This window comes from Arthrobacter sp. D3-16, from assembly GCF_054408515.1.
In genome coordinates this window covers 4177553-4201178 of sequence record NZ_CP096437.1, presented here as the reverse complement: position 1 = coordinate 4201178, position 23626 = coordinate 4177553, and the positions used below count along the sequence as shown (strand labels likewise).

27 protein-coding genes are annotated in these 23626 nt (G+C 67.1%); 21 read left to right on the top strand and 6 right to left on the bottom strand.

All coding sequences use genetic code 11. From position 1 onward, the window contains the following. Positions 1-16: 16 nt before the first annotated feature. The 12 genes from M1D32_RS19605 to M1D32_RS19550 all read left to right on the top strand — a co-directional run bounded on the left by M1D32_RS19605 (position 17) and on the right by M1D32_RS19550 (position 10580). Positions 17-1495, top strand: a complete 1479-nt coding sequence (locus tag M1D32_RS19605; RefSeq protein WP_458782241.1) for a lyase family protein — start codon at positions 17-19, stop codon at positions 1493-1495. Then, on the top strand, positions 1488-2306 hold the full coding sequence (locus tag M1D32_RS19600; protein WP_458780262.1) for an alpha/beta fold hydrolase: 819 nt from the start codon (positions 1488-1490) through the stop codon (positions 2304-2306). The genes M1D32_RS19605 and M1D32_RS19600 overlap by 8 nt, the downstream gene beginning before the upstream one ends. Beyond that, positions 2303-2755, top strand: coding sequence for a 4-carboxymuconolactone decarboxylase (pcaC, locus tag M1D32_RS19595; RefSeq protein ID WP_458780261.1), 453 nt, complete (start codon positions 2303-2305; stop codon positions 2753-2755). Before M1D32_RS19600 ends, pcaC begins: the two co-directional genes overlap by 4 nt. Beyond that, positions 2752-3966: a thiolase family protein gene (locus tag M1D32_RS19590; protein WP_458780260.1), complete on the top strand. Its 1215-nt coding sequence runs from the start codon at positions 2752-2754 to the stop codon at positions 3964-3966. The genes pcaC and M1D32_RS19590 overlap by 4 nt, the downstream gene beginning before the upstream one ends. A gap of 4 nt (positions 3967-3970) precedes the next feature. Then, on the top strand, positions 3971-4654 hold the full coding sequence (locus M1D32_RS19585; RefSeq protein WP_458780259.1) for a 3-oxoacid CoA-transferase subunit A: 684 nt from the start codon (positions 3971-3973) through the stop codon (positions 4652-4654). A 1-nt stretch (position 4655) separates the two neighbouring features. Beyond that, on the top strand, positions 4656-5330 hold the full coding sequence (locus M1D32_RS19580; protein ID WP_458780258.1) for a 3-oxoacid CoA-transferase subunit B: 675 nt from the start codon (positions 4656-4658) through the stop codon (positions 5328-5330). Between the two features lie 23 nt (positions 5331-5353). Then, a complete protein-coding gene (locus M1D32_RS19575) occupies positions 5354-6157 on the top strand; it encodes an IclR family transcriptional regulator domain-containing protein (protein WP_458780257.1) in 804 nt (267 codons plus the stop codon). Positions 6158-6210: 53 nt separating this feature from the next. Continuing rightward, positions 6211-6543, top strand: a complete 333-nt coding sequence (locus tag M1D32_RS19570; protein ID WP_458780256.1) for an MmcQ/YjbR family DNA-binding protein — start codon at positions 6211-6213, stop codon at positions 6541-6543. Between the two features lie 174 nt (positions 6544-6717). Continuing rightward, the gene (locus M1D32_RS19565; protein WP_458780255.1) at positions 6718-7887 is read left to right on the top strand and encodes a Re/Si-specific NAD(P)(+) transhydrogenase subunit alpha; all 1170 of its coding nucleotides are present in this window, start codon (positions 6718-6720) and stop codon (positions 7885-7887) included. Beyond that, positions 7887-8207: an NAD(P) transhydrogenase subunit alpha part 2 gene (locus tag M1D32_RS19560; RefSeq protein WP_458780254.1), complete on the top strand. Its 321-nt coding sequence runs from the start codon at positions 7887-7889 to the stop codon at positions 8205-8207. The genes M1D32_RS19565 and M1D32_RS19560 overlap by 1 nt, the downstream gene beginning before the upstream one ends. Further along, entirely contained in the window at positions 8204-9577 is a 1374-nt protein-coding gene (locus M1D32_RS19555; protein ID WP_458780253.1) for an NAD(P)(+) transhydrogenase (Re/Si-specific) subunit beta, read from the top strand. The genes M1D32_RS19560 and M1D32_RS19555 overlap by 4 nt, the downstream gene beginning before the upstream one ends. A gap of 82 nt (positions 9578-9659) precedes the next feature. Beyond that, positions 9660-10580: a diacylglycerol/lipid kinase family protein gene (locus tag M1D32_RS19550; protein ID WP_458780252.1), complete on the top strand. Its 921-nt coding sequence runs from the start codon at positions 9660-9662 to the stop codon at positions 10578-10580. On the opposite strand, the gene M1D32_RS19545 is transcribed toward M1D32_RS19550, so the two are convergent. After that, complete coding sequence (locus M1D32_RS19545; RefSeq protein ID WP_458780251.1) at positions 10581-11420, bottom strand: ACT domain-containing protein; 840 nt, start codon at positions 11418-11420, stop codon at positions 10581-10583. A 157-nt stretch (positions 11421-11577) separates the two neighbouring features. Between M1D32_RS19545 and M1D32_RS19540 the strand changes: the two genes are divergently transcribed. The 3 genes from M1D32_RS19540 (at position 11578) to M1D32_RS19530 (ending at position 14771) form a co-directional block, all read left to right on the top strand. Next, complete coding sequence (locus M1D32_RS19540) at positions 11578-12645, top strand: FUSC family protein (RefSeq protein WP_458780250.1); 1068 nt, start codon at positions 11578-11580, stop codon at positions 12643-12645. Positions 12646-12718: 73 nt separating this feature from the next. Continuing rightward, positions 12719-13462: an IclR family transcriptional regulator gene (locus tag M1D32_RS19535; RefSeq protein ID WP_458782240.1), complete on the top strand. Its 744-nt coding sequence runs from the start codon at positions 12719-12721 to the stop codon at positions 13460-13462. A 118-nt stretch (positions 13463-13580) separates the two neighbouring features. Next, the gene (locus tag M1D32_RS19530) at positions 13581-14771 is read left to right on the top strand and encodes a 4-hydroxybenzoate 3-monooxygenase (protein WP_458782239.1); all 1191 of its coding nucleotides are present in this window, start codon (positions 13581-13583) and stop codon (positions 14769-14771) included. Between the two features lie 96 nt (positions 14772-14867). Here M1D32_RS19530 and M1D32_RS19525 read toward each other — a convergent pair whose 3' ends face one another. Next, on the bottom strand, positions 14868-15407 hold the full coding sequence (locus M1D32_RS19525; protein ID WP_458780249.1) for a TetR/AcrR family transcriptional regulator: 540 nt from the start codon (positions 15405-15407) through the stop codon (positions 14868-14870). Positions 15408-15461: 54 nt separating this feature from the next. Between M1D32_RS19525 and M1D32_RS19520 the strand changes: the two genes are divergently transcribed. Beyond that, positions 15462-16517, top strand: a complete 1056-nt coding sequence (locus M1D32_RS19520) for an FAD-dependent monooxygenase (RefSeq protein WP_458780248.1) — start codon at positions 15462-15464, stop codon at positions 16515-16517. Between the two features lie 76 nt (positions 16518-16593). Here the strand turns inward: M1D32_RS19520 and M1D32_RS19515 are convergent, their stop codons facing one another. Continuing rightward, positions 16594-17097 (bottom strand): GNAT family N-acetyltransferase, encoded by a 504-nt coding sequence (locus M1D32_RS19515; RefSeq protein ID WP_458780247.1) that lies wholly within the window; start codon positions 17095-17097, stop codon positions 16594-16596. A gap of 145 nt (positions 17098-17242) precedes the next feature. Between M1D32_RS19515 and M1D32_RS19510 the strand changes: the two genes are divergently transcribed. From M1D32_RS19510 to M1D32_RS19500, 3 genes are all read left to right on the top strand, one after another. Then, a complete protein-coding gene (locus tag M1D32_RS19510) occupies positions 17243-17755 on the top strand; it encodes a MarR family winged helix-turn-helix transcriptional regulator (RefSeq protein ID WP_458780246.1) in 513 nt (170 codons plus the stop codon). 73 nt (positions 17756-17828) lie between these two features. Next, the gene (locus M1D32_RS19505; RefSeq protein WP_458780245.1) at positions 17829-18152 is read left to right on the top strand and encodes a hypothetical protein; all 324 of its coding nucleotides are present in this window, start codon (positions 17829-17831) and stop codon (positions 18150-18152) included. After that, complete coding sequence (locus M1D32_RS19500; protein ID WP_458780244.1) at positions 18149-19078, top strand: serine/threonine-protein kinase; 930 nt, start codon at positions 18149-18151, stop codon at positions 19076-19078. The genes M1D32_RS19505 and M1D32_RS19500 overlap by 4 nt, the downstream gene beginning before the upstream one ends. Here M1D32_RS19500 and M1D32_RS19495 read toward each other — a convergent pair. Continuing rightward, positions 19075-19749, bottom strand: coding sequence for a histidine phosphatase family protein (locus M1D32_RS19495; protein ID WP_458780243.1), 675 nt, complete (start codon positions 19747-19749; stop codon positions 19075-19077). The two genes, M1D32_RS19500 and M1D32_RS19495, sit on opposite strands and share 4 nt — an antisense overlap. A 103-nt stretch (positions 19750-19852) precedes the next feature. Beyond that, positions 19853-21295 carry an adenylosuccinate lyase gene (gene purB / locus M1D32_RS19490; RefSeq protein WP_458780242.1) on the bottom strand — a complete coding sequence of 481 codons (1443 nt, stop codon included), beginning with the start codon at positions 21293-21295 and terminating at the stop codon, positions 19853-19855. 173 nt (positions 21296-21468) lie between these two features. On the opposite strand from purB, the gene M1D32_RS19485 reads away from it, so the two are divergent. Together M1D32_RS19485 and M1D32_RS19480 are read left to right on the top strand one after the other, a co-directional pair. Next, the gene (locus tag M1D32_RS19485) at positions 21469-21771 is read left to right on the top strand and encodes a hypothetical protein (protein ID WP_458780241.1); all 303 of its coding nucleotides are present in this window, start codon (positions 21469-21471) and stop codon (positions 21769-21771) included. Next, positions 21747-23135, top strand: coding sequence for a hypothetical protein (locus M1D32_RS19480; RefSeq protein WP_458780240.1), 1389 nt, complete (start codon positions 21747-21749; stop codon positions 23133-23135). The genes M1D32_RS19485 and M1D32_RS19480 overlap by 25 nt, the downstream gene beginning before the upstream one ends. Before the next feature lie 54 nt (positions 23136-23189). On the opposite strand, the gene M1D32_RS19475 is transcribed toward M1D32_RS19480, so the two are convergent. Further along, the gene (locus M1D32_RS19475; RefSeq protein WP_458780239.1) at positions 23190-23612 is read right to left on the bottom strand and encodes a phage holin family protein; all 423 of its coding nucleotides are present in this window, start codon (positions 23610-23612) and stop codon (positions 23190-23192) included. Positions 23613-23626: the final 14 nt, after the last annotated feature.

The following is a 23626-nucleotide window of genomic DNA, read 5'->3' as shown; positions in this document are numbered from 1 at the left end:
GGCCAGCTCAGCGGGCGTGGCCGGTGCTAGCGGAGCCGCCGCTTTCGGTGCGGACGGCGACGTCGGCCTGCTCGGCCCTGTCTCGGCGTCGCCTTTGGTGGCGGCGCTGACGGGGGACAGGGCGGTGCTCGCGGCGATCCTCGCCGTCGAGGCCGGCTGGGCTGCCGTGCTGGAGAAGGCGGGCCTGGCGCCTGCCGGTTCCGCCGCCGTCGTGGCCTCTGCCGCGGAGGCGGGACGCTACGATCCCGCCGATATCGCCCGCCGGGCGCAGGGCGGCGGCAACCCCGTGATCCCGCTCCTGGCCGACCTCCGCAAGCACGTCTCGGCACTCGACGCCGCCAACATCGGGGCCGGTAAAGCGGTCCACGCCTCGCTCACCAGCCAGGACGTGCTGGATACAGCGTTGATGCTGGTGGCCCGGAACACCATCGAGGCACTGCTCGCCGACCTGAAAGGCACGACGACGGCGCTCGCCGCCTTGACGGAGCGCCACGCGGACACGCTGTGCGTGGGCAGGAGCCTGACCCAGCATTCCCTGCCGTTCACGTTAGGGCTCCGGGCGGCCCAGTGGTTCCACGGCGTCGCAGCCGCGGGACGGCAGTTGGAAGGGCTGGCACTTCCGGTCCAGTTCGGCGGTGCTGCCGGTACCCTGGCGGCCGGAACCGTCCTCACCTCCGGCTCGCCGGCAACGCCCTTTAGCCTTGCCGACGCCCTGGCCGCCCAGTTGGGCCTCGCCTCCGCGCGCGCTCCCTGGCACACCAACCGCTTGGTTATCACGTCATTGGGCCATGCCCTCGCAGCCGTGCTGGATGCGTTCGGGAAAATCGCCGCGGATGTCCTGTTCCTGAGCCGGCCGGAGGTCGGCGAGCTGGCCGAACCGCGCGCGGCGGGCCGTGGCGTTTCCTCGGCCATGCCGCAGAAGCAGAACCCGGTGCTGTCGGTGCTGGTACGCAGCGCAGCACTCCAGGCACCCCAGCTGGTGGCCCAACTGCACCTGGCCGCCGCGAACTTCAACGACGAGCGCCCGGACGGCGCCTGGCACAGCGAGTGGCCTGCAGTCCGGCAGCTCTTGGCCCTGGCACTTGGCGCAGCAGGGCACGTTCGGGAGCTCGCCGAGGGGCTGCAGGTTTTCCCGGATGTCATGCGCCGCAACCTGGACCTCGCCGGTCCGCTGCTCCTGGCCGAAGGCGTGGGCGCCGCCGTGGCGCCCCTGCTTGAGGACAAGGACGGCCGCAACGGCAAGCAGCAGCTGCAGGCCGTCGTGGACCAGACCCTGCAGGCACCACCCGCCGAGCAGGCAGCCACGTACCGCAAACTGCTCCGGGAAGCCGTCCCGCCCGGGGCGATTCCCGATCTCCGGCTCGAGGATCTCCTCAGCCCGGCCAGCTACCTGGGCGAGGCCGCCGGGATCGCCCGGCGCATCCTTGCCGCCTACCCGGAATTCCTCCCCACAGCATCTGCAGAAACCGACGCGAACGGAGCCCGCCGTGGCTAAACCTGCCTTGAAAGCCGCCCTCCTGTCGCCCCAGCGGGCCCTGGGCGAGCACCCCCTGCTGGTGGTGGGCCCGTCCCTGGGCACCTCCACCATCCTGTGGAACAGGACCGCAACCCTGCTGGGCAACGACTTCGACGTCGTTGCCTGGGACCTGCCCGGCCATGGGGTCTCACCTGCCGCAACCGAACCGTTCGACGTCGCGGCGTTGGCTGAAGCCGTGGTGGACCTGGTCGACTCCATCGCCCCCGGTGAGTCCTTCCACTACGCCGGCGTCTCCCTCGGCGGCGCCACCGGCCTGCAGCTGGGCATCAAACACGGCGAACGGCTCAAGAGCCTGTCCGTTCAGTGCAGCGGCGCCAAACTCGGCACGCCCGAGGGCTGGCTGGAACGTGCCGAAACCGTCCGCGGCCAGGGCACACCGGTGATGATCCAGGGTTCCGCGCAGCGCTGGTTCGCCCCAGGTTTTATGGACCGCGAGCCAGATCTCAGCAGCAGGCTCCTCCACGCCCTGCGCGACGCCGACCGCTTCAGCTACGCGTTCTGCTGCGAAGCGCTGGCGGCCTTCGACGTCCGTGGGGAACTGGGCAGTATCCGGGTCCCCACGCAGGTGATCGCAGGTGCCCTGGATGGGGTGGCCCCGCCGTCGCTCGCCGAGGAAGTGGCAGCGGGCATTACCGCCGGCGGCGGCACCGCCACCGCCGTCACCCTCGAGGGCGTGGCCCACCTCGCTCCTGCCGAGGCGCCGGCCCACGTTGCCGAGCTGATGCTCGGTCTTCTCTCCTGGGCTGAGTCACGGGGAGCAAGCGCATGAGCGGCCCTCAGCCCGGCGGTGAGCGGCACGGCGTGGTCCAGCCCGGCGCCACCAGCCAGGAAATTTACGACGGCGGCATGAAGGTCCGCCGCGAAGTCCTGGGCGACGCCCACGTGGACCGGGCCAACGCCACCAAGGACGGCTTCACGGAGGACTTCCAGGACATGATCACGCGGATCGCGTGGGGCGGCATCTGGACCCGCCCGGGCCTGACCCGGCAGATGCGCTCCGCCGTCACCATTACCGCGATGGTGGCGCACGGGCACTGGGACGAGCTGGCCATGCACATCCGCGCGGCCCTCACCAACGGCCTCAGCAGGGACGAGATCAAGGAGATCCTGCTGCAGACCGCCATTTACTGCGGGGTCCCCTCCGCCAACACCGCCTTCAAAACGGCCCAGCAGGTGTTCCATGAAATGGACAACACCGGAATGGATACAACCCCATGAACCAGGCTTTTGTGTACGACGCCGTGCGCACCCCTTTCGGGAAGTTCGGCTCCGGCCTCGCCGGTGTCCGCCCGGACGATCTCGCTGCGCACGTCATTAAGGAGTCCGTGAAGCGCGCCCCCGCCCTGGACCCCGAGCGGATCGATGAGGTGGTGTTCGGCAACGCCAACGGCGCCGGCGAGGAGAACCGCAACATCGCCCGGATGGGCACGCTGCTGGCCGGGCTTCCGGTGTCGATTCCCGGGACCACGGTCAACCGGCTCTGCGGCTCTTCCCTGGACGCCGCGATCATCGCCTCCCGCCAGATCAACGCCGGCGATGCCGACCTGGTGCTGGTGGGCGGTGCCGAATCGATGTCCCGGGCCCCGTGGGTGCTGCCCAAAACGGAAAAGCCCTACCCGGCCGGGGACATGACCCTGGCCTCGACCACGCTCGGCTGGCGCCTGGTGAACAAGGCGATGCCGAAGGAGTGGACCATCTCCCTGGGCGAAGCCACCGAGCGGCTCCGCGAGAAGTACGGCGTGACCCGGCAGGCGCAGGACCAGTTCGCCGCCGATTCGCACAACCTGTCCGCCGCCGCCTGGGACGAGGGCTTTTACGACAACCTCGTCGCGCCGGTTCCGGGCACGGACCTGGTCCGGGACGAGGGAATCCGCCCCGGTTCCACTGCGGAGAAACTCGCTGCATTGAAGACGGTGTTCCGGAATGATCCCGAGGGCGCCGAAGTGGGCGGCACGGTCACCGCGGGCAACGCGTCCCCCCTGTCCGACGGCGCCTCCGCGGCCTGGATCGGATCCGAGGGTGCGGCCGGGCTGCTGGGGCTGGAGCCGCTGGCACGCATCGCGGGCCGCGGCGCGCACGGCAATGATCCGCAGTACTTCGGTTTCGCCCCGGTGGAGGCAGCGAACAAGGCCCTGGCGAAGGCCGGGATCGGCTGGGACCAGGTGGGCGCCGTCGAACTCAACGAAGCGTTCGCCGCGCAATCCCTGGCCTGCATTAACGCCTGGGGCATCGATCCCTCCATTGTGAACCGGCACGGCGGCGCCATCGCGATGGGCCACCCGCTGGGTGCTTCCGGCACCCGGATCCTGGGCACCCTTGCCCGGTCGCTGCAGGCCTCGGGTGAGCGCTGGGGTGTCGCCGCGATCTGCATCGGGGTGGGCCAGGGTTTGGCTGTTGTGCTCGAAAACGTGACTGCTCGAAAGGCGTAGGCGAATGCTGAACTTTGTAGATTCGGTCCAGGAGGCCGTGGCCGGAATCAAGGACGGTTCCACCGTGATGATCGGCGGGTTCGGCAACGCCGGGCAGCCGTTCGAACTGATCGATGCGCTGATGGATTGCGGGGCGAAGGACCTGACCGTGGTGAACAACAACGCCGGGCAGGGCGACCAGGGCCTGGCGCTGCTGATCAAGGAAGGCCGGGTGCGGAAAATGATCTGTTCTTTCCCGCGGCAGTCCGATTCCTGGCACTTCGACGCCAAGTACAAGGCCGGCGAGATCGAACTGGAGCTCGTGCCGCAGGGCAACCTGGCCGAGCGGATCCGCGCCGCCGGGGCCGGGATCGGCGGGTTCTTCACCCCCACCGGGTACGGCACCATGCTGGCCGAGGGCAAGGAAACCAGGATCATCGACGGCCGCGGCCAGGTCTTCGAAACGCCCATCCACGCGGACGTCGCCCTGATCAAGGCGCTCAAGGCCGACGGCAAGGGCAACCTCGTCTACCGCAAGACCGCGCGCAATTTCGGCCCCATCATGGCCGCCGCCGCGAAGCACACCATCGTCCAGGTCTCCGAGATCGTCCCCACCGGAAGCCTGGATCCGGAGAACATCGTCACCCCCGGAATTTACGTCAACAGCATTGTCCACGTAACCGGCAGCAGTGCAGAGAAGGTGGCCTGAGATGAGCACCGCAACATCCCTCCAGACCTCGGCGACGGGCATGGGCCGGGACGACCTCGCCCGCCTGGTGGCCCGAGACATCGCCCCGGGATCCTTCGTGAACCTCGGCATCGGCCAGCCCACCCTGGTCTCCAACTACCTCACCGAGGAACAGAACATCACGCTCCACACCGAGAACGGGATGTTGGGCATGGGACCGGAGGCCAAGGGAGACGAGATCGACGGCGACCTCATCAACGCCGGGAAGATCCCTGTCACCGAACTCCCCGGAGCGGCGTACTTCCACCATGCAGACTCCTTCGCGATCATGCGCGGCGGGCACCTGGACATCTGCGTGCTGGGCGCGTTCCAGGTTTCCGCTACCGGCGACCTGGCCAACTGGCACACCGGCGCTCCGGGTGCCATTCCCGCCGTCGGCGGTGCCATGGACCTGGCCACGGGCGCCAAGGACGTCTTCGTGATGATGACCCTGCTCACCCGCGAAGGCGCGTCCAAGATCGTGGAAGCCTGCACCTACCCGCTCACCGGGGTCGGCTGCGTCACCCGCGTGTACACGGACAAGGCGGTCTTCCTCACCGGCCCCGGCGGCGTCACGGTCCGTGAGACCTTCGGCTGCTCCTTGGAGGAGCTGCAGGAGCTGGTGCCCGTCCCGCTGAAGGCAGCCCCGGCGGCCTAAGGCGGGCCCTAGGATTGATAACCATGACCGACGCAGCAGTAGCGGGTGCCCCACAGGCCAGTGACCAGTACGTCCAGTCGCTGGCCCGCGGGCTCGCCGTCATCCGCGCGTTCGATACCGAGCATCCGGTGATGACCCTCACAGAGGTGGCAGCCCGGACTGACCTGACCCGGGCTACGGCGCGGCGCTTCCTGCACACCCTGGTGGAACTGGGCTACGTGCGGACCGACGGCAAGACGTTCGCCCTCACGGCCAAGGTCCTCCAGCTGGGCTACGCGTACCTGTCCGGCTTGTCATTGCCCCAGCTGGCGCAGCCGCACCTTGAGGAGCTCTCGCTGAAGCTGGGGGAGTCCACGTCCGCCGCGGTGCTGGACGGCACGGACATTGCCTACATCGCACGGGTCACCACCCGCCGGATCATGAACGTCGGCATCACCGTGGGCACCCGCTTCCCGGCGTATGCCACCTCCATGGGCAGGGTGCTCCTGGCCGGGCTGCCGCCCGCAGACCTGAAGGCGTACCTGGCGGCTGCGGACATCAAGCCGCTCACCCCGCGCGCCCTGGGAAGCGTCCAGGAGCTGCTGGCCGTCCTGGACACCGTGCGGGCCCAGGGCTGGTGCCTCCTGGATCAGGAGCTGGAACTGGGCCTGATGTCGGTGGCCGCACCGGTCTATGACGGACCCAAAGTGGTGGCCGCCGTAAATGTGTCACTCCAGGCACAGTCCGTGGCGGCCCAGCCGGACCCGGAGGCGTACCTGGCGTCAGTGGCGCAGGAGATCGTGGCGACGGCGAAACTGGTCTCCGCGGACCTCAGCGCCCGGGGCTAACTCCATGGCGCCGGCTCTTGCCCGGCACCGGCCGCGAAGGCAGACTGTGGCACATGGCTACCGAGGATGACGTCCGGAAAGCTGCCCTCGCGCTGCCGGGGGTCACGGAGCGGCCGAGCTGGGGCCAGCCGGCATGGTTCGCCAAAACCCTGATGGCCCGGATCTGGGAGCCCGGGGTCCTCACGGTCAAAACGGAGGAGCGCGAGGCCCTGGCCGGAACCGAACCGGAAACCTACTTCTGGACTCCCCACCACGATCGCTCTTCCCAGCTGGTCCTGGTACGGCTGGACCGGATCGATGCCGAGCTGCTTGAGGAACTGCTGCAGGATTCCTACCGGCTCGCCGGAGGGGAACGCAGCAGCCGCCTGCAGCCGGGGAACCATTAGGTAACTGTTTGCCATCCAAGCCGGCCGCCCTACTCCCGCGGCAGCGGTACGGGCCATAGACTCAAGCCAACTACGTGCAGCAGCGCCGCTCCGCGAAGCCCATGCATCCAGGGAAACCAGGCATGGGCCGGCAGGGCGGCGCTCCCGCACTCGTGCAGCGAGGGGAGTCGGCGGGTGAAAGTGGGCATACCCCGGGAACGCCGTGACGGTGAACGGCGGGTGGCCGCCACACCGGAGACGGTGAAGCAACTGGTGGCGCTGGGCGTGGAAATACTCCTTGAGGCAGGCGCGGGTGCGGCCGCCGGCCACCCGGACGCGGACTACCGCCGGGCCGGAGCGCACATCGTCCCGCAGCTCGACGAATCCCAGCTGGATGTCCTCACGCACGTCCGGCCGCTTGAGCCACAGGCCGCGGGGTCCCTGAAAAGAGGCGCCGTGACGGTAGGCCTCGCCTCGCCGTCGTCCGAACTGCCCACCGTCCAGGCGCTCGCGGACGCCGGCGTCACATCCTTCGCCCTTGAGCTCGTGCCGCGCATCTCCCGCGCCCAGTCCATGGACGCCCTCAGCTCCCAGGCGCTGGTGGCCGGCTACCGCTGCGTCCTGGAGGCGGCCATCCGGTTGCCCCGGTTTTTCCCGCTGTACATGACCGCCGCCGGCACCGTGCCACCCGCCCGCGTCCTGGTACTGGGGGCGGGCGTCGCCGGACTTCAGGCCATTGGCACCGCAAAACGGCTCGGCGCCCGCGTCTTCGCCAACGACATCCGGCCCGCCTCCGCAGATGAAGTGGCCTCCATGGGCGGCACGTTCATCCGGCTGGACCTGGAAACCGCGGAAGCAGCGGGCGGCTACGCCCGCCAGCTCAGTTCCGACGCCGGGACCCGGCAGCGGCAGCTGCTCGCCCCGCACGTGGCCCAGGCCGACGTCCTGATCACGACGGCCGCCGTCCCGGGCAGGCGCGCGCCGCTCCTGGTCACCACTGAGATGGTGCAGGGCATGCGGGCCGGGTCAGTCGTCGTGGACCTGGCTGCCGAGTCCGGCGGCAACGTTGAAGCGGTGGTACCTGGGCAGGACATTCCCGTTCCCACGGCCGACGGCTCCGGCCACGTGACGCTGGTGGGACTGAAGGACGCACCGTCCGCGATGGCGTCGGACGCGTCCCGCTTGTACGCGAAAAACGTCGCCAATCTGCTGGCCCTCATGATCCGGGACGGTGCGCTGGCGCCCGATTTCAGCGACGAGGTGCTGGCGGGCGCCTGCCTGACACACGACGGCTCGGTCCGGCACCAGCCAACAGCCGAACTCCTCGCCGCCAGGACCAGGACCCGGCAGGAAGGGGTTCTGTGATGGACGGGATGAGCCTGCTGACCATCACGGTCCTGGCGGTGTTTGTGGGCTTCGAGGTGGTCTCCAAGGTCTCCAGCACCCTGCACACTCCGCTGATGTCCGGTGCCAACGCCATCCACGGCATCATCCTGGTCGGTGCCATTATCGTGGCTGGCCAGGCAGCTGACCCGTGGGTGCTCGCAGTGGCCCTCCTCGCCGTCGTCCTGGCCACCGCGAACCTTGTGGGAGGTTTTGTGGTGACCGACCGGATGCTGCACATGTTCCATGCGCGCAAACAAGTGGCACGTAAAGAGGGGGCCGGGAAGGTGGAAGGCAGATGAGCCTCCTCGACCCCGTGTGGACATCGCTCCTGTATCTTGCGGCCGCCGTCTTTTTCATCCTGGCGCTGCGCGGCCTCAGCTCACCCCGCACCGCCCGCCGGGGAAACCTCATCGGCGCACTCGGTGCCCTGATCGCCGTCGTCACCGTCTTCCTGTCCTCGCGGCTGGAGAACATCCCGTGGATCCTGTCCGCGATAGTCGTGGGATCAGCGGTGGCTGCGCCTGTGGCCCGGCGGGTCAAAATGACGCAGATGCCGCAACTGGTGGCACTCTTCAACGGCGTGGGTGGCGGTGCTGCGGCGCTGGTGGCGCTCCTGGAACTCAGCCATACGGACGATCCCTGGGTCCGCCTCGCCATTGTGTTCACCCTGCTGGTGGGTGCTGTTTCCTTTGCCGGATCCGGGGTCACCTTCGCAAAGCTGCAGGAACTGATGACCACACGGCCCGTGGTGTTCAAGGGGCTTCCGGCCGTGATGGGAGTGGTGCTGCTCGCGGCGGTGGCCGCCGGCGCAGCCGTCATCCTCACCGGTTCCGCCGCGCTCGCGGTGCTGCTCCTGGTCCTGGGGCTTGCCGCCGGGATCCTGCTGGTGCTGCCCGTGGGCGGCGCGGACGTCCCCATCGTCATCTCGTTGCTGAACGCCTTCACCGGACTGGCCGTGGCGGCGTCGGGTGTTGTGCTGGGCAATGTGCTGCTGGTGGTGGCGGGCACGCTGGTGGGCGCCTCGGGCACCATCCTGACCCGAGCCATGGCGGCGGCAATGGGCCGCAGCGTTGCCGGGATCCTGTTCGGCGCCTTCCGGGGAGGTTCGACGGCGGGATCGACGGCCGTAAGCGAGCGTCCGGTACGCTCTTCCAGCGCTGAGGACGTGGCGGTGCTCCTGGGCTACGCGCAGCGCGTGATCATCGTTCCCGGCTACGGCCTGGCCGTGGCGCAGGGCCAGCACACGGCGGCAGAGTTGGCCCAGGCGCTGGAGGCCCGGGGCATCGAGGTGGACTTTGCCATCCATCCCGTGGCCGGCCGGATGCCCGGGCACATGAACGTGCTCCTGGCCGAAGCCAACGTACCCTACGAATCGCTTAAGGAGATGGGCGAGATCAACCCGCAGTTCAAGACCGCGGATGTTGCGCTGGTGGTAGGTGCCAATGACGTGGTCAACCCGGCGGCCAAGACCTCCTCGGGGTCGCCCATTTACGGCATGCCCATCCTGGAAGTTGCCGATGCCCGGCAGGTGGTGTTCCTGAAACGGTCCATGCGGCCGGGCTTCGCCGGGATCGAGAACGACCTGCTGTACGAACCCCAGACGTCCCTGCTCTTCGGCGACGCCAAGGACTCCCTCGCCCAGGTTCTTGGAGCAGTAAAAACGCTGTAGCCGTCAGGCTGCTGACCTGCCCTCGGCAGTCAGGCTAGTCTTCTTTCAGAAGTAGCCTTTCCATTCGCCACCGAAGGACACCATGACTGCCCACAGCTCCACTGCCCCCCAACGCGCAGCCATCATCATCAATCCGGCCAAGACGGTGGACATCGATGTGCGCGAACTGGCAGCCAAGCACAGCGCCGAAAACGGCTGGGGCGAAACGCTCTGGTTCGAAACCACCAAGGAGGACCCCGGCGTCGGCCAGGCGAAGGAAGCCCTCGCGCAGGGGGCCGACATCGTCATCGCCGGCGGCGGCGACGGGACGGTCCGCTGCGTGGCCGAAGTACTCTCCGGAGGCGATATACCCATGGGCTTGCTTCCCCTGGGCACCGGCAACCTGCTGGCCCGCAACCTCGGCATGGATATCACGGATTACGACGGCGCCATGGCCGGCGCGTTCGCCGGCACCGAGCGGAAGATCGACGTCGTCCGTGCCCGCCGGAGCGACCCCGAGAAGGAGCAGCTCTTCCTGGTAATGGCCGGCGTGGGGTACGACGCCACCATCATGGCCGACACCGACGAGGAGCTGAAGCACAAGGTGGGCTGGCTGGCCTACGTGGATGCAGGCATCCGCAACCTGCCGGGCAAACCTGTCAAGGCAACCATCGTGATTGACGGCCAGCCGGCCGTGCGCCGCGGGGTCCGCAGCGTCATGGTGGGCAACTGCGGCAAGGTCCAGGGCGGCCTGGAGATCTTCCCTGAAGCCAAGATGGATGACGGGTTGCTCGACGTGGCGGTGCTGGCACCCCACCATGGCCGGCTGGGCTGGCTCTCGGTGGTGGCCGGAATGATCGGCAAGGGCCGGGGCAAGGACACCGCAGTGGAGTACTTCCAGGGCAAGACCGTGGAAATCACCTTGGAGCACAATGACGACTACCAGCTGGACGGTGACCACGAGGGGCAGGGCAAGCACGTCCTGATGTCCCTGGACCCGGGCGCCCTGACCATCCGGATGTAACTAGGGGGGCGTGCTGGCAGCCCGCCGGTGCGACAGGATTTCGGCGAGCTCTGCGAGCCGGTGGGCCCGGGCTGATTCCGCCGGCGTGAACGGTTCCCCGGGCCGGGCAAAGATGATGGGGCCGTGCCATGCGGTGGGGATCTTAAGCCGGGTGCCGGCGTCGTCCTTTTCCAGGGCGGCGGCCGCCGGGGTGAGGATCCGCGCCCGGAGCAGCTCCGCCACCGCCAGCGGAAGTTCGTCCGGTGCGTCCGCGATCCGCGCCGCAAGGCTGAGGGCCCTGGTCTGCCCGTCCGCCATGGCCAACGCGGTGGTCGGCCAGACATGCGGGCGTGTCCCGCCGCCGTCGTGCAGCGCGTCCAGGAGCCCGCGCTCGCCAAGGTGCCCCGGGGCTGAGAGGACAAACTCGTCCAACACCCCGTCCGCCACGGGATGCACGTGGATGCTCAGGATGTTGATTCCGCTGCGGGCCAGCGCCTGGGTGACCTTCTGCAGGGAACCGGGCTCGTCGCGCAAGACGGTGCGGGCGCGCCACAGCGCAGGTGCCGCCCCCAGCTTCCTTCGGTGGCGCAGCGCCGGGGCGTGAAGCCAGCCGCGCAGCATCCGGGCAGCTGACGGCTCGGCCACCCAGATCACCAGCACCGTGGCGGTCAGGGTGAGCACCAGGACCTTGGCCACATAGGGCAGGCGGGTTTCGACCACCAGGGCATGCACCAGAAGTTCGACGGGCAGCATCACTGCGACGTTGGCCAGGGTCAGGCGCGCCTTGGGCGGTTCGGGCATCAGGCCGCAGACCTCACAGCTCAAGTCAGCCGCGGGTGTGTTCGGTGCGGTGGGCTTCATGCCTCAAGCATCACGGGGAGCTGTTTCAGCGGTGTTGCCCCGCGGTTCCATTCATGGGAACGCCCGGGCCGGCTTCGGAGCGCCGCGACGTAGGATTTAGCAGGAACGTCAGCGCGGCCGCCCGTCAGAAGTCCACCTGCAGGAAGGCGTTCCTTTCGTGAAGATGCTCGCTGAGATGTTCAGCATTGGTCCCGGCAACAAGGACCACCACCCCGCACTGAGGTGCGCCGTGGGCGTCTTCGTACCGCTCCTCACGCTGGTGCTGCTGGGCCGGCTGGACCTGGCAATCTTCGCGTCCTTCGGCGCGTTCACCGGGATCTACGGCCGCGGCGAACCCCACGGGACAAGGTTCGCTCTGCAACTGCGGGCCGGGCTGCTGATGCTCGCAGTCATTCTCCTTGCCGCCCTGGCGGCGAGGGCGGCGGCGGCCCTTGAACTGGACGGAACCGGCACGGCCTGGCTCCTGGTTCCCGCCACCACCCTGGTGGCAGGCGCCTGCTCGTTGATCATCTCCTGGTGGCGGATGCGTCCGGCCGGCTCGCTGTTCCACATCTTCGCGTTCGCGGCGATCGCTTCCATTCCGAACCAGCCTCCGCTGTGGCAGGCCATGCTCGTGGCCGTCCTCACCACGGTGTTCTGCCTGCTGGTGGGCTTCTCCTCCAGGATCCTCCCCAGCCACCGGACCCCCTGGATCCGGCCAAGGCCCGTCCGCCGCACGCCCAACGAAAAACGGGCCGCCTGGCTGGAGGGCCTCGGCTACCTCGTCGCCGCCGGCCTGGCCGGGACCCTGGCCACCTGGGCCGGCCAGCTCCTGGGCTTCGGGCACAACTACTGGGCCATGGTCGCGGCCGTGGTGCCGCTGGTAGGACACACCACCCGCCACCGCATCCGCCGCGGCGTCCAGCGCATCATCGGCACGGTCCTGGGCCTGGTGATCCTGGCCGGAATCGTACTGCTGAACCTGGAACCCTGGCAGACGGTGCTGGTCATGGCGCTGTGCCAGTTCGGCGCGGAAATGTTCATTATCCGCCAGTACCTGCTGGCCCAGCTTTTCGTCACACCCCTCGCCCTGATTTCCACCCTCCTGGTGGTTCCGTCCCCGCCCGCCATCCTGCTCCGGGACCGCATCATCGAAACGGTGATCGGGGCCGCCGTCGGCATCGCCGTGGTGCTGGCGCCGGAGGTCTGGCGCCGCGTTCATGAACGGACGACGGCGGAAGCCTAGCGGGTGCGCCGACCCGCGCAGGTGCCGCGGCGGTAGGCTTGTAACGTCCCATTGAACGGAAACGGGGTGCGTGGTGGCCAATTCCGCGTCAGGTGATTCGCTGGTGGACAGGATTGTCCGCCTGATCGCTGCCTTCCCCCAGGACGTCCACGCCCTTCAGCTATCGGAACTTGCGGAACGCGCGGGCCTTCCGCTGACCACCACCCACCGGCTGGTCCGCCAGCTCGCCGGCCACGGACTCCTGGATGCCGGACCCGGTGGCACGGTGCGGCCCGGACTTCGGCTATGGGAGCTGGGCAACCGCACCTCTCCCACACTGGCGCTCCGGCAGGCGGCAATGCCGTTTATGGAGGACATCCAGCAGGTCCTCAACCAGAACGTGAACCTGGCGGTGCTTGACGGCTGGGACGCCCTCTTCGTGGAAAGGCTGTCCCGGCGTGGTTCGGTGTCCAACCGGGCCCGGGTGGCAGGCAGGATGCCGGTCCACATTTCTTCTGCCGGACTGGCACTGATGGCCCACCAGGACATGGTCCTCCGGGGGCAGTACCTGGACCAGTTCGCCGACCCTGACGGGAAGGTCAGCCAGGACGATGTCCGCGGGCTGCTGGCCGAAACTGCGCACCAGGGATTCGCCCAGCTGAAGGGCGTGGTGGATCCGGATACCTGGGGGATCGCTGTCCCCGTGCTGAACCGCCGGCAGCGCGCCGTGGCGTCGCTCGGCGTCGTGGTGCCCCTGCGCGAGATGCGCCTGCAGGCGCTGGTGCCGGCGTTGCAGACCGCCGCGCGCGGCATCGCCCGCCACCTGGCCGAATCCTGATACCCCTGCCATTCAACGGAATTAGTGTGCCCGCAGTCACTCCACGTGACGCACACTGGGTGCCAGACCAGCAAACCGGCACCGCCCTGCGGAGCCCGCGATGAAGCGAGACAGCGCCATGGCAGCACGAAAAATCATCACCACCCGGGTGGCCATCATGGGAGCCGGACCTGCCGGGCTGATGCTCTCCCACCTGCTGGCGAACGCCGGTATCGAGTCCACCGTGATCGAGGTCCGCAGCCACAAGGAGATCTCCGAAACCGTCCGCGCCGGCATCCTGGAGCACGGAACCGTCAACATGCTGGTGGACAGCGGTGTCTCGGACCGGGTGCTGCGCGACGGCGACCGGCACGACGGCATCGAACTGCGCTTCAACGGCGAGAGCCACCGCGTCGACTTCAAGGAATTGGTGGGGGAGTCCGTGTGGCTGTACCCGCAGACGGACGTGTTCCTGGACCTCGCCGCGCGCCGGAAGGCAGACGGCGGCGACGTCCGCTACAGCGTCACGGACACCTCCGTCCACGACCTTGAGGGGAAGCCGAAGGTCCGGTTCACCGATGAACAGGGCGTGGACTACGAGATCGAGGCGGACTTCGTGGTGGGTGCTGACGGCTCCCGCAGCCACTGCCGCTTCCAGATCCCGGAAGCGCACCGCAAGTGGTACTTCCACGAATACCCCTTCGCCTGGTTCGGCATCCTGGCCGAAGCCCCGCGCAGTTCCGACGAGCTGATTTACGCAAACTCGGCCAACGGGTTTGCCCTGATTAGCCAGCGCACCGAGACCGTCCAGCGGATGTACTTCCAGTGCGACCCCAAGGAGAACGTTGCCGAGTGGGATGACGACCGGATCTGGGCCGAGTTCCGCAGCCGCGTCAACGGCAACGGCTTCGAGCTGAAGGAGGGACCGGTCATCGAGAAGATGGTCCTGCCGTTCCGGAGCTTCGTCCACACGCCCATGCGCCATGGCAACCTGTTCCTGGCCGGGGACGCCGCACACACCGTGCCGCCCACCGGCGCCAAGGGCCTGAACCTGGCGATCCATGACGTGAAAGTCCTCTTTGAAGGACTCGACAGCCAATACAACTCCCGCTCCGGCCGCCTGCTGGAGTCCTACAGCGACCGGGCCCTTGAGCGGGTATGGAAGGCGCAGCAGTTCTCCTACTGGATGACCACCATGCTGCACACCCCTGCCGACGCCGATGACTTCTCACGGGCCCGGCAGCTCGGCGAACTGCATTCCGTCGTGTCTTCCCGGCACGGCATGGCCTACCTTGCCGAGGCGTACACGGGCTGGCCGGGCCAGGCCTGACAGGTTCCCCGGTCTGACAGGCTCCCAGGCGTACGACGCCGGGCTGGCGCCGCGTCAGGCGGCAGGTCGCCGTCGTGCGCGATACGGAAAGGCGCCTCAGGGGGCCAGCAGCCGCCGGACTGCTGCGGCAATGGCTGCTGCGTCGGGCTGTTCGTCCCGCCTGACCGTGAGCAGGTGGAGCAGGACGCCGTCGCCGTAGTCCGCGAGATCACGGGCGCGGCCGGGCGCATCAGCGATTCCCAGCACGGCGAGGGCCTGTTCGAGGCCGCCCACCAGCCGGAAATGCCCGGCTGTTACTGATTCGGGCTGGTCCAGCGAGAGGGCCAGCCGGGCGCGGGTGAGGCCGGCGTGCCGGCCGGCCAGGGCCAACACCAGGGCGGCCAGTTGGGCTGCCAGCTCCTCAATGTTCTGTGGCGGCCCGACCGGTGCCTGTTCCTGCAGGAGCGCGGCGTCCAGCTCCAGCAGGCGGTCCAGCAGTGCCTCCACCAGCACCGCACGGTTCCGGTAGTAGTTCGAGGTGGTGCCTTGGGGCAGGTGCGCCGCGGCGTCAACGGCCCGGTGGGTCAGTCCCTTCATGCCCTTGTCCGCCACCACCTTCAGGGCGGCATCCATCAGTTCTGTACGGCGGTCAGGCATGGGCCCAGTGTATGACCCCCTTCCCAACTACTACAAAAGTAGTAGAATCGTCCTATGGAAACAGTCTCGATTGTTGGCGGCGGTATTGCAGGCCTGGCTTTGGCCTCGTGCCTGGACCCGGCCCGTTTCGACGTGACCGTTTACGAGAAGCGGCCCGAACTGCCCACCGTTGGTAACGCGCTGGGAATGTGGCCGAACGCCCAACGAGCGCTCGCCCGGATCGGGGTGCTCGAGGAGGCACGCGCCGTCAGTCCCGTGATTGGCAGCGGGTCCCTCCGCAACGGTGCCGGCAAGCCGTGGGTCACTGTCAGCGGCGGGGATATGTTCGCGATTTCCCGGGTTGACCTGCTGCGGCTGCTTGATGCGGCCGTGCCCGGGACGGTGCGCCGGGTAACGGGCAATCTCCAGGCGCTTCCGGCCCATGGCGGCCTGGTAGTAGGGGCGGATGGGGTGCGCAGCATGGTACGCCGGGAGGTGTGGGGTACCCGCACCGCTGCCAGACTCACCCCATACCTGGCTCTTCGCGGAACTCTTCCTTCCCGGGTTGACCCGGATGCAGTCGGAGAGTACTGGGGCCGCGGCGACTTGTTCGGCCTTGCCGCTGCAGAGGATGGATTGTTCTGGTACGCCAGCTACCGGTCCGGGCTTGGGCCCTATGGAATTGACGCTGCGTCAGCCTTGGAGCAGGCCCGGAAGCGCTACGCGGGGCATGCACCAGCCATACGCCAGGTGCTCACTGCCGCTAGGCCTGAGGGCATCCTGGTGCAGCGGATCTGGACAGCTCCCCGTCTCAGGTCCTTCGTCCGGGGCAGGTTTGTGCTCATCGGCGACGCCGCACACGCCATGGCCCCCAGCCTCGGCCGTGGTGCCTGTGAGTCTTTGGTGGACGCGGTAACACTGGCTGACTTCCTCAATACCCTGCCCCAGGATGAGGCACTTCGTGCCTACGACCGACGGCGCCTGCTGCGGACCGGCGCCTTGAGCCTGGCGTCCACGGCGCTCGTGCGCATTGCCCTGGCGGATCGTTCCCAACCGCTGCGTGACGGCCTGCTCAGGCTGGCCCGGCGCTGGAACCAGCGCGCCGCCGTCGGCAGCCCTTCCGCCGGCTGATCAGCATTGGCCGAGGTGAGCCGAGGCGTGCGGGCGGCATTGAGTGCGGCGGATACCCGGCGACCCGACGCTCCTGCTATGCCATGGCAGTATGTGCAGCGCTGCGGGCATCAATGCTCTTGGCGTAGCAGGCGGAGTGCGCAACGCCAACATAGGGGCCGAAATTAGGTACCGGTTCGAAGCCGGAGTTCTGGTAGAAGTTGCGCCCGTCGGGTTGGGCGGAACCGGCCTCGGCCTTGATGCGGGTAATGCCCTGCTTGAAGGCCTCTGCTTCCAGCGCGGCCAGGATGGAGCTGGCCACTCCTGAGCCGCGGGTGTATGGGAGAACGTACAAACGCTTAATCTCCGCCGTGGTTGCGTCGATCATCCGCAGGCCACCGCAGCCCACCGGCTGGCCGGATCCCTTGTCATAGGCCACCAGGAACACGGCGCAGTCAGAGCCCGACGGCGGCGTGCCGGGTTCGTGGTCGGGGGTACCAAAGCGGGCGTCGAGTTCGGCTTGTTGCGCGCGGCGCAGGTCCGCGCCAACCGGGTTGGCCCAATCGACCTGCCGGATGTTCAGGCGCGGGTTGGTCTGCATGTCTGCCTCGATTCGCCGAAGGGATATGCAAAACAAGGATAAGAGTGTGCGGTTACGCCGGTGTTTCTGCCCGGTAAGCACGCGAATAACGCGCCTGCCCCGACTCGCTTGGCTGTCTAGATACCAGCTGATCTAGAATGTTTGTATGCGTTCCACCGGTAATGAAGGCTCTGGATATTGGTACGGCCCCGACGGCCAGCTGGATTACAGCGCCGCAGTACTGAAGTCCCTTCGGGATTATCGGACCGCTGAGACCACCGTCCGGCGTTCTACCCGTGACTCCATGGGCATGGGTGAAACGGACATCCTCGCCCTGCGCTATCTCCTGCGCGCCCATACCGCAGGCGAGGCGACAGCACCAAAGGACCTGAGCCAATTCCTGGGGATTACCAGCGCCTCCACCACCACGCTGATTGACCGGCTTGTGCGGAGCGGGCACGTGCGGCGGGAAGCCCACCCTACGGACAGGCGCTCTGTGGTGGTGGTTCCAACCGTAGAGTCGGACAAGGAAGTCCGGGTAACCCTCGGTGCCATGCACCGCCGCATGATGACGGTTGCTGAAGGCTTGAGCGCCGACGAGGCGCATGTCGTTATTAACTTCCTTCAGCGAATGACTGACGCCTTGCAGGGCGTTGATGAAGAGCGCGGCTCAAAGTAACTAGGACGACTAGCTAGATGGACTAGTAATATGTATGCTTACGATTGATCATGAAATTACTTCGGCTGGAGTCGTGAGTGTGTTGGTAACTTTTACTGAGTTTGGTGCCCTGAGTGCCTGCGCCGACAGGGTGTCGCTGGACAATGCAGGGCAGGTGAACGCCTGGCGCGGCGCCCCTTGGCACTGCGGAACAACCATGGAACTGGTGACGCCTGCTGTGGGGCCGGTCGCCGTCGGCTACACCTTCGAGCCGGAGGACGGTGGTCCCGTCCAGCTTCCTCCCGTCTGGCGCTGCGGCTGCGGCTTTCAGCTCGACGCCTGGATCCGGTCCCCCTACGCTACCCGGGAGCGGTTCACTGATCCCGGAGAAGCCCATACCGCGGCCCTCTCCGCATGAGTTCCGCCGCAACAGCGCCCCTGCAGAAGAGCGCTGCCCTTCCTTCCGGGATCTCCCTGGCGGCGGGCCGCTACCACCTCAGGGAACGCCTGGGCCGGGGCTCACTGGCTGAGGTTTTCCGCGCTGCCGACCTTGCCGGCGGTCCAGATGTTGCCGTCAAGGTCGCCGTTGGCGGCTCCGAAAGGCACTTTGAGAGGATCCGCAATGAAGCAGATGTTCTGGCCGCACTGCAGCACCCCTCCATTATCAGGTTCATAGCCCATGGCGTGATGCCCGCCGGGACGCCACTCGCCGGCTGCCCCTTCCTGGTTGAAGAGCTCGCCCTCGGCCACAGCCTCTCAGAGGCAGCCCGCACCTCCCGGCCCGGCGCCGGCGATGTTGCCGGTTGGGCATCCGGCCTCTTTGGGGCTCTTGCCCATCTGCATGGGCGGGGACTCGTCCACCGTGACATCAAGCCCGCCAACCTGATGCTCAGCGGCCTTCGGAGGAGCCCGGTACGCATCATCGACTTCGGCATCGTGGCTGCCGCCGGCTCGGCTCCGGAGCCGGGGATCTCGTCAGGAACAGTGCACTATATGAGTCCGGAGCAGGCGGCGGGTGGATCAGCCCGGACCTCGTGGGACATCTACGCCATGGGCCTGGTCCTGCTGGAGCTTCTCACAGGGTCCAAAGCCTTTCCCGGCACAGCCATCGAGTCCCTGGTGGCGCGGACCCTTCGGAGCCCGGTCATCCCGGATTCCCTCGGTCCCGGATGGTGCAGCTTTTTGGGCTCCCTTACGGCTATGGACAGTGATGCACGGCCGACGGCGGCTGAGGCGGCCGCTATGGCTGCCCGGCTTGTGCCCCCGGTACCCGTAGTAGAGAGCACCAGCCCGTGCCGAAAAATGGCCGTGTTCCCCGCCCGCCGGATCAGGCAGCTGGTTTAGGGCCCCTCCGCATTCCGTCCGGTAGGGTCCTCCGCTGTGGGATCGGCAAGAGCCAGACCGCCCACCGGGCTGCCGTCCCAGTGGATCAGCCTCCACCCGCTGTCCGGATCACCCTCCAACGCCACAATCCCGGTGTTGGCCAATGCATGTTTCGCTGCAAACTCGTGGTCTGCGTCCTCCGCCCGCCGCCCGGCCCAGGTGCGGATCGCTGCGCCGTGGCTGACAACTGCTGCCGTGGCCTGATCCCCGGATGCACGTTCCATAACCCGGGCGATGGCTGTATCAAACCGCTCGAAGAAGTCGTGGCCGTCAGGTCCGGCAGGCATCCGCTGGTCAAGATCACCGGCGGCCCAGGAAAACACCGTACCCATGTACCGTTTGTGCGACTCGTGGTCGGTCAGTTTTTCCAGTGACCCGGCCTCAATTTCGTGGAGGCCATCCATGACTTCGACGTCGAGGCTGTGCAGTCGGCCCAATGGTGCCGCAGTGATCTGGGTTCGAACCAGGGTGGAGGCATAAAGAGCCTCGATCGGCTCGTTCGCCAACGAACGGGCCAGGGCTTCGGCCTGCCGCTCACCGAGTTCCGTAAGCCCGGGACCGGGGTGGGCAGTGTCCAGCTGGCCAAGCACGTTGCCAGGGGTTTGTCCGTGGCGGATCAGAAGCAACTTCATCCCTCCAGTTTCCCACCCGGAAGCAGGGCGCCGTCCCGGCCGCACGGGGCGCAGGAATGAAGGAGGCGCCAGGCCCTCCCAGGCCCGGCGCCGCCGTCATTCTTTACTTCAGGTGGTCCACCAGCTGGTCCGCAATGCCGGTGTACTTCCCGGGGGTCAGAGCGAGGAGCCGCGCTTCGGCTTCGGGGGAGAGGCCCAGGCCCTGGACGAATTCCTGCATCCGGGCGGCGTCAACACGCTGTCCGCGGGTGAGGTCCTTGAGCCGCTCGTAGGGGTTCTCCATGCCTTCGACGCCGGCGATCGCCTCTGCCCGCATGACCATCTGGATCGCTTCGCCCAGGACTTCCCAGTTGGTGTCCAGGTCTCCGGCCAGCACGTCCTCGGCAACGTCGAGGCGTTCCAGGCCCTTGGCCACGTTGGAGATGGCCAGGAGTGAGTGGCCGAATGCCACGCCGATGTTGCGCTGGCTGGAGGAGTCGGTGAGGTCACGCTGCCAGCGGGAGGTCACGAGCGTGGATCCCAGAACGTCCAGCAGACCGGAGGAGATTTCCAGGTTGGCCTCGGCGTTTTCGAAGCGGATCGGGTTCACCTTGTGCGGCATGGTGGACGAACCCGTGGCGCCGGCCACGGGGATCTGCGCGAAGTAGCCGATGGAGATGTAGCTCCAGATATCCGTGCAGACGTTGTGCAGGATGCGGTTGAAGCGCGCGACGTCGGCGTAGAGCTCAGCCTGCCAGTCGTGGCTTTCGATCTGGGTGGTCAGGGGATTCCAGGTCAGTCCCAGGGCCTCCACGAAGGATTTGGACACCTGCTGCCAGTCCGCACCGGGAACCGACGCAACGTGGGCGGCGTAGGTGCCGGTAGCACCGTTGATTTTGCCCAGGTATTCAGTTTTGGCGATGCGGTCGAGCTGGCGCGTGAGGCGGTGCGCGATGACCGCTAGTTCCTTCCCCAGCGTGGTGGGCGTGGCGGGCTGTCCGTGGGTGCGGGACAGCATGGGGACGGCACGGTTGTCCTGGGCCATCTTGCTGATTTGGGCCACGAGGGCGCGCGCTGCCGGAAGCCACACGTCCTCCACAGCACCCTTGACGCCCAGCGCGTAGGAGAGGTTGTTGATGTCCTCGGAGGTGCAGCCGAAGTGCACCATGGCCGTGAGGTTCTCGATGCCGATGGCCGGGAGGCGCCGGCCGATGTAGTACTCCACAGCCTTTACGTCGTGGACGGTCACCGCTTCGATGTCCGCCAGCTCGGCCACCGATCCGGCGTCGAATTCGGTGACGATGGCACGCAGCTGGTCCTGCTGCGAGGGAGTCAGGGGGCCGGCGCCGGGAAGCACGTTGTTACTGGTCAGGTGGATGAGCCATTCAACTTCCACTGCCACGCGGTCGCGGTTGAGGGCTGCCTCGGACAGGTAATCCACGAGCGGGGCGACGGCGGACTGGTAGCGGCCGTCCAGCGGGCCGAGCGCGATTTTTTCCGGGGACGCGGCGAGGGCCAGGCGTCCTGAGGGCGTACGGGTGTCAGCTGTGGCGGCAGTTTCAGGCATGTGCTGATTCTTTCACGAACTCCTGCGGCGGCTTGAGCCGGTCCCGTGAAAATTACTTGTCCACATAGACGACGGCGGCGGTTGGGCCGGCAGGTTGTCCTCCGTAGCGTTCACTTCAGTACGTCACAGGGCGTGCGTACGGGGCGCTGGGCTGTGCGGGAAGGGGAACGGCAGTGAGCAGTGAGTCGGCAGGCGAAAGCCTGCAACAAGATATGTTGCGCGCTTCCCAGGTGGAGCAGGTGGCCGGCCGCGTGGCCCGTTGCATTGATCACGGAGAAGGCGTCCTGGCAGGCTTCAGGGATATTCAGCTGGTCGATTGGGAGTCGCCGGCCGGCCGTGCTTACCGGGACGCGGTATCGCTGCAGTCTGCTGCCTTGCGGCGCGCCCTTGAGGCGCTCGTTGAAGCAAAGGCTGCTGTGGAGCGGCATGCCCGCGAAACTTTTACCACTGATTGCACTTATCCGGGCAGGCCGTGATGGCCGAAGCTACGCCGTCCGGCAGCGGCTCCATCAAGCTGTACGGTCCCCCTGATGACGGGCCCCTTACCCTCCGTGGCGGTGTGGGCGGCATCAGTTTCCAGCTGGAGGAACTGGCCGGAGGTGCCGCTTTGGTGGATAACCTCGCTGCCAGGCTTTCTGAACTCGAGGTTGAGGTCCGCAGGATCTGGGAGGACCTCGTTCCCTTCCAGGATCTGCCCCGGTGGTCCGGAACCATCGCCCTGAGTGCGGTAGGGGAGTCCGAGCGGAGCCTGCAGGCAGTGCGGACGGAACTGCAGCGGATCAGCAGCCAGGTCCGGGCATGCAAACGGGAGTACGAGCTGGCGGAGTCGCTTGCCGGCGCTACGCGGTGGATGGGCATAGTCAGTCCCACAGATGTCCGCGACTCGGTGGCCAACATGGCAGCTACGCGCTTTCCTGATGACAAAACGATGGAGACCATCACGTCCAGCCTTGGGCTCGCAGCCGCTGATGTAAAGCGGCGGGCTGAGGAGGAAACCCTGGTCTGGGATGCCCTTGAGCGTTCCGGCACCCTCAGCCGTCCGATTGACATTCACTTGGAGGAGACGGTGCCGGTGAGCCTGGACGCTTCCCCGGCCGGTCTGCTGGAACGTATCCGACTTATAGATGCACGCGGTGCCGGCTTTATTGAGGTCGTCGAGATCACCAACGGAGGGGAAAAGGCCTATGTGGTTATGGTCCCCGGCACTCAGCCTGCTTTCGGTGCCGGCGGGGAAAACCCTTTTGATGAAACCGGAGTAGCGGAGGCGATGGTCTACAGCTCGGACGAAATGAGGGTTGCGGCGCTCCAGGCTCTCCATGCCGCGGGCGCCGAGCACGGAGCCCAGGTGGTGGCGGTGGGGTACAGCCAGGGCGGTATCCATGCGATGAATCTGGCTGCGGACCCGAGGTTCCTCCGCGATTACGACCTGCGGTACGTGCTGACTGCCGGCTCCCCGGTTGCCGGCATTAACCCCGTGCCAGGAGTGCAGTCACTGCACCTTGAACATCGCGCCGACTGGGTGCCGGGCTCCGACGGGGCCCCAAATCCGGACACGAGAGACCGCGTGACCGTCTCCCTGAGCAACACACCGAGGGCTGCGGAAGGGGAAGGCGGGATCGGAATAGGCCACACTCTCAGCACTTACCAGGACGGCGCGCGGCTCGCTTCGGCGAGCAACGACCCCTCGCTGGTTGGGTCCACCGCCGCGCTGGGGGCGGTGCTGGGAGCCGGCGGGGCAGCCACCGCTACCCGCTTTTCCCTGGCCCGGACCAAGGCTCCCACGCCAAATCTCCATGCAGCAGACACCCGCAGGCAGGGGCGCGGGTATGGCGGACGCTAGCCGGGCCCGAAGGGTCTTCAGCAGCTGCAGCGCGCTCAGTGCCCAGGAATTCAGCTACCTTCGGGTTCCAGCAATCCGGCCGGCCACCAGTGAGAACAGGGTAATAATGACTGCCGCGAAAACGGCAGTCCAGAAGAAGGAATCGATGGCGAAGTGCACCGGCGTGTAGCTGCTGATCCAGGATGTCAGGTAGAGCATCGCCGCATTGATGACGATAGTGAACAGGCCGAGGGTCAGGATGGTAATGGGCAGCGCGAGGAAGCTCACCAACGGGCGCACCAAGGCGTTCACCAAGCCGAAGATTGCGCCGATGAACAAGTAGGCGAGGACGATCCCAATGGTGTCCGTTCCCTGCGTCACACCGGTTTGTGCCACGGCGTCCGCGGCTGCTGAACTGGAGATCTCCAGCCCCGGGAGGATCCAGCTGGCTACCCAGAGGGCAAGCGCATTGATCAGTACCCGGGCAATCAGTCGCATAACCCAATGGTGGC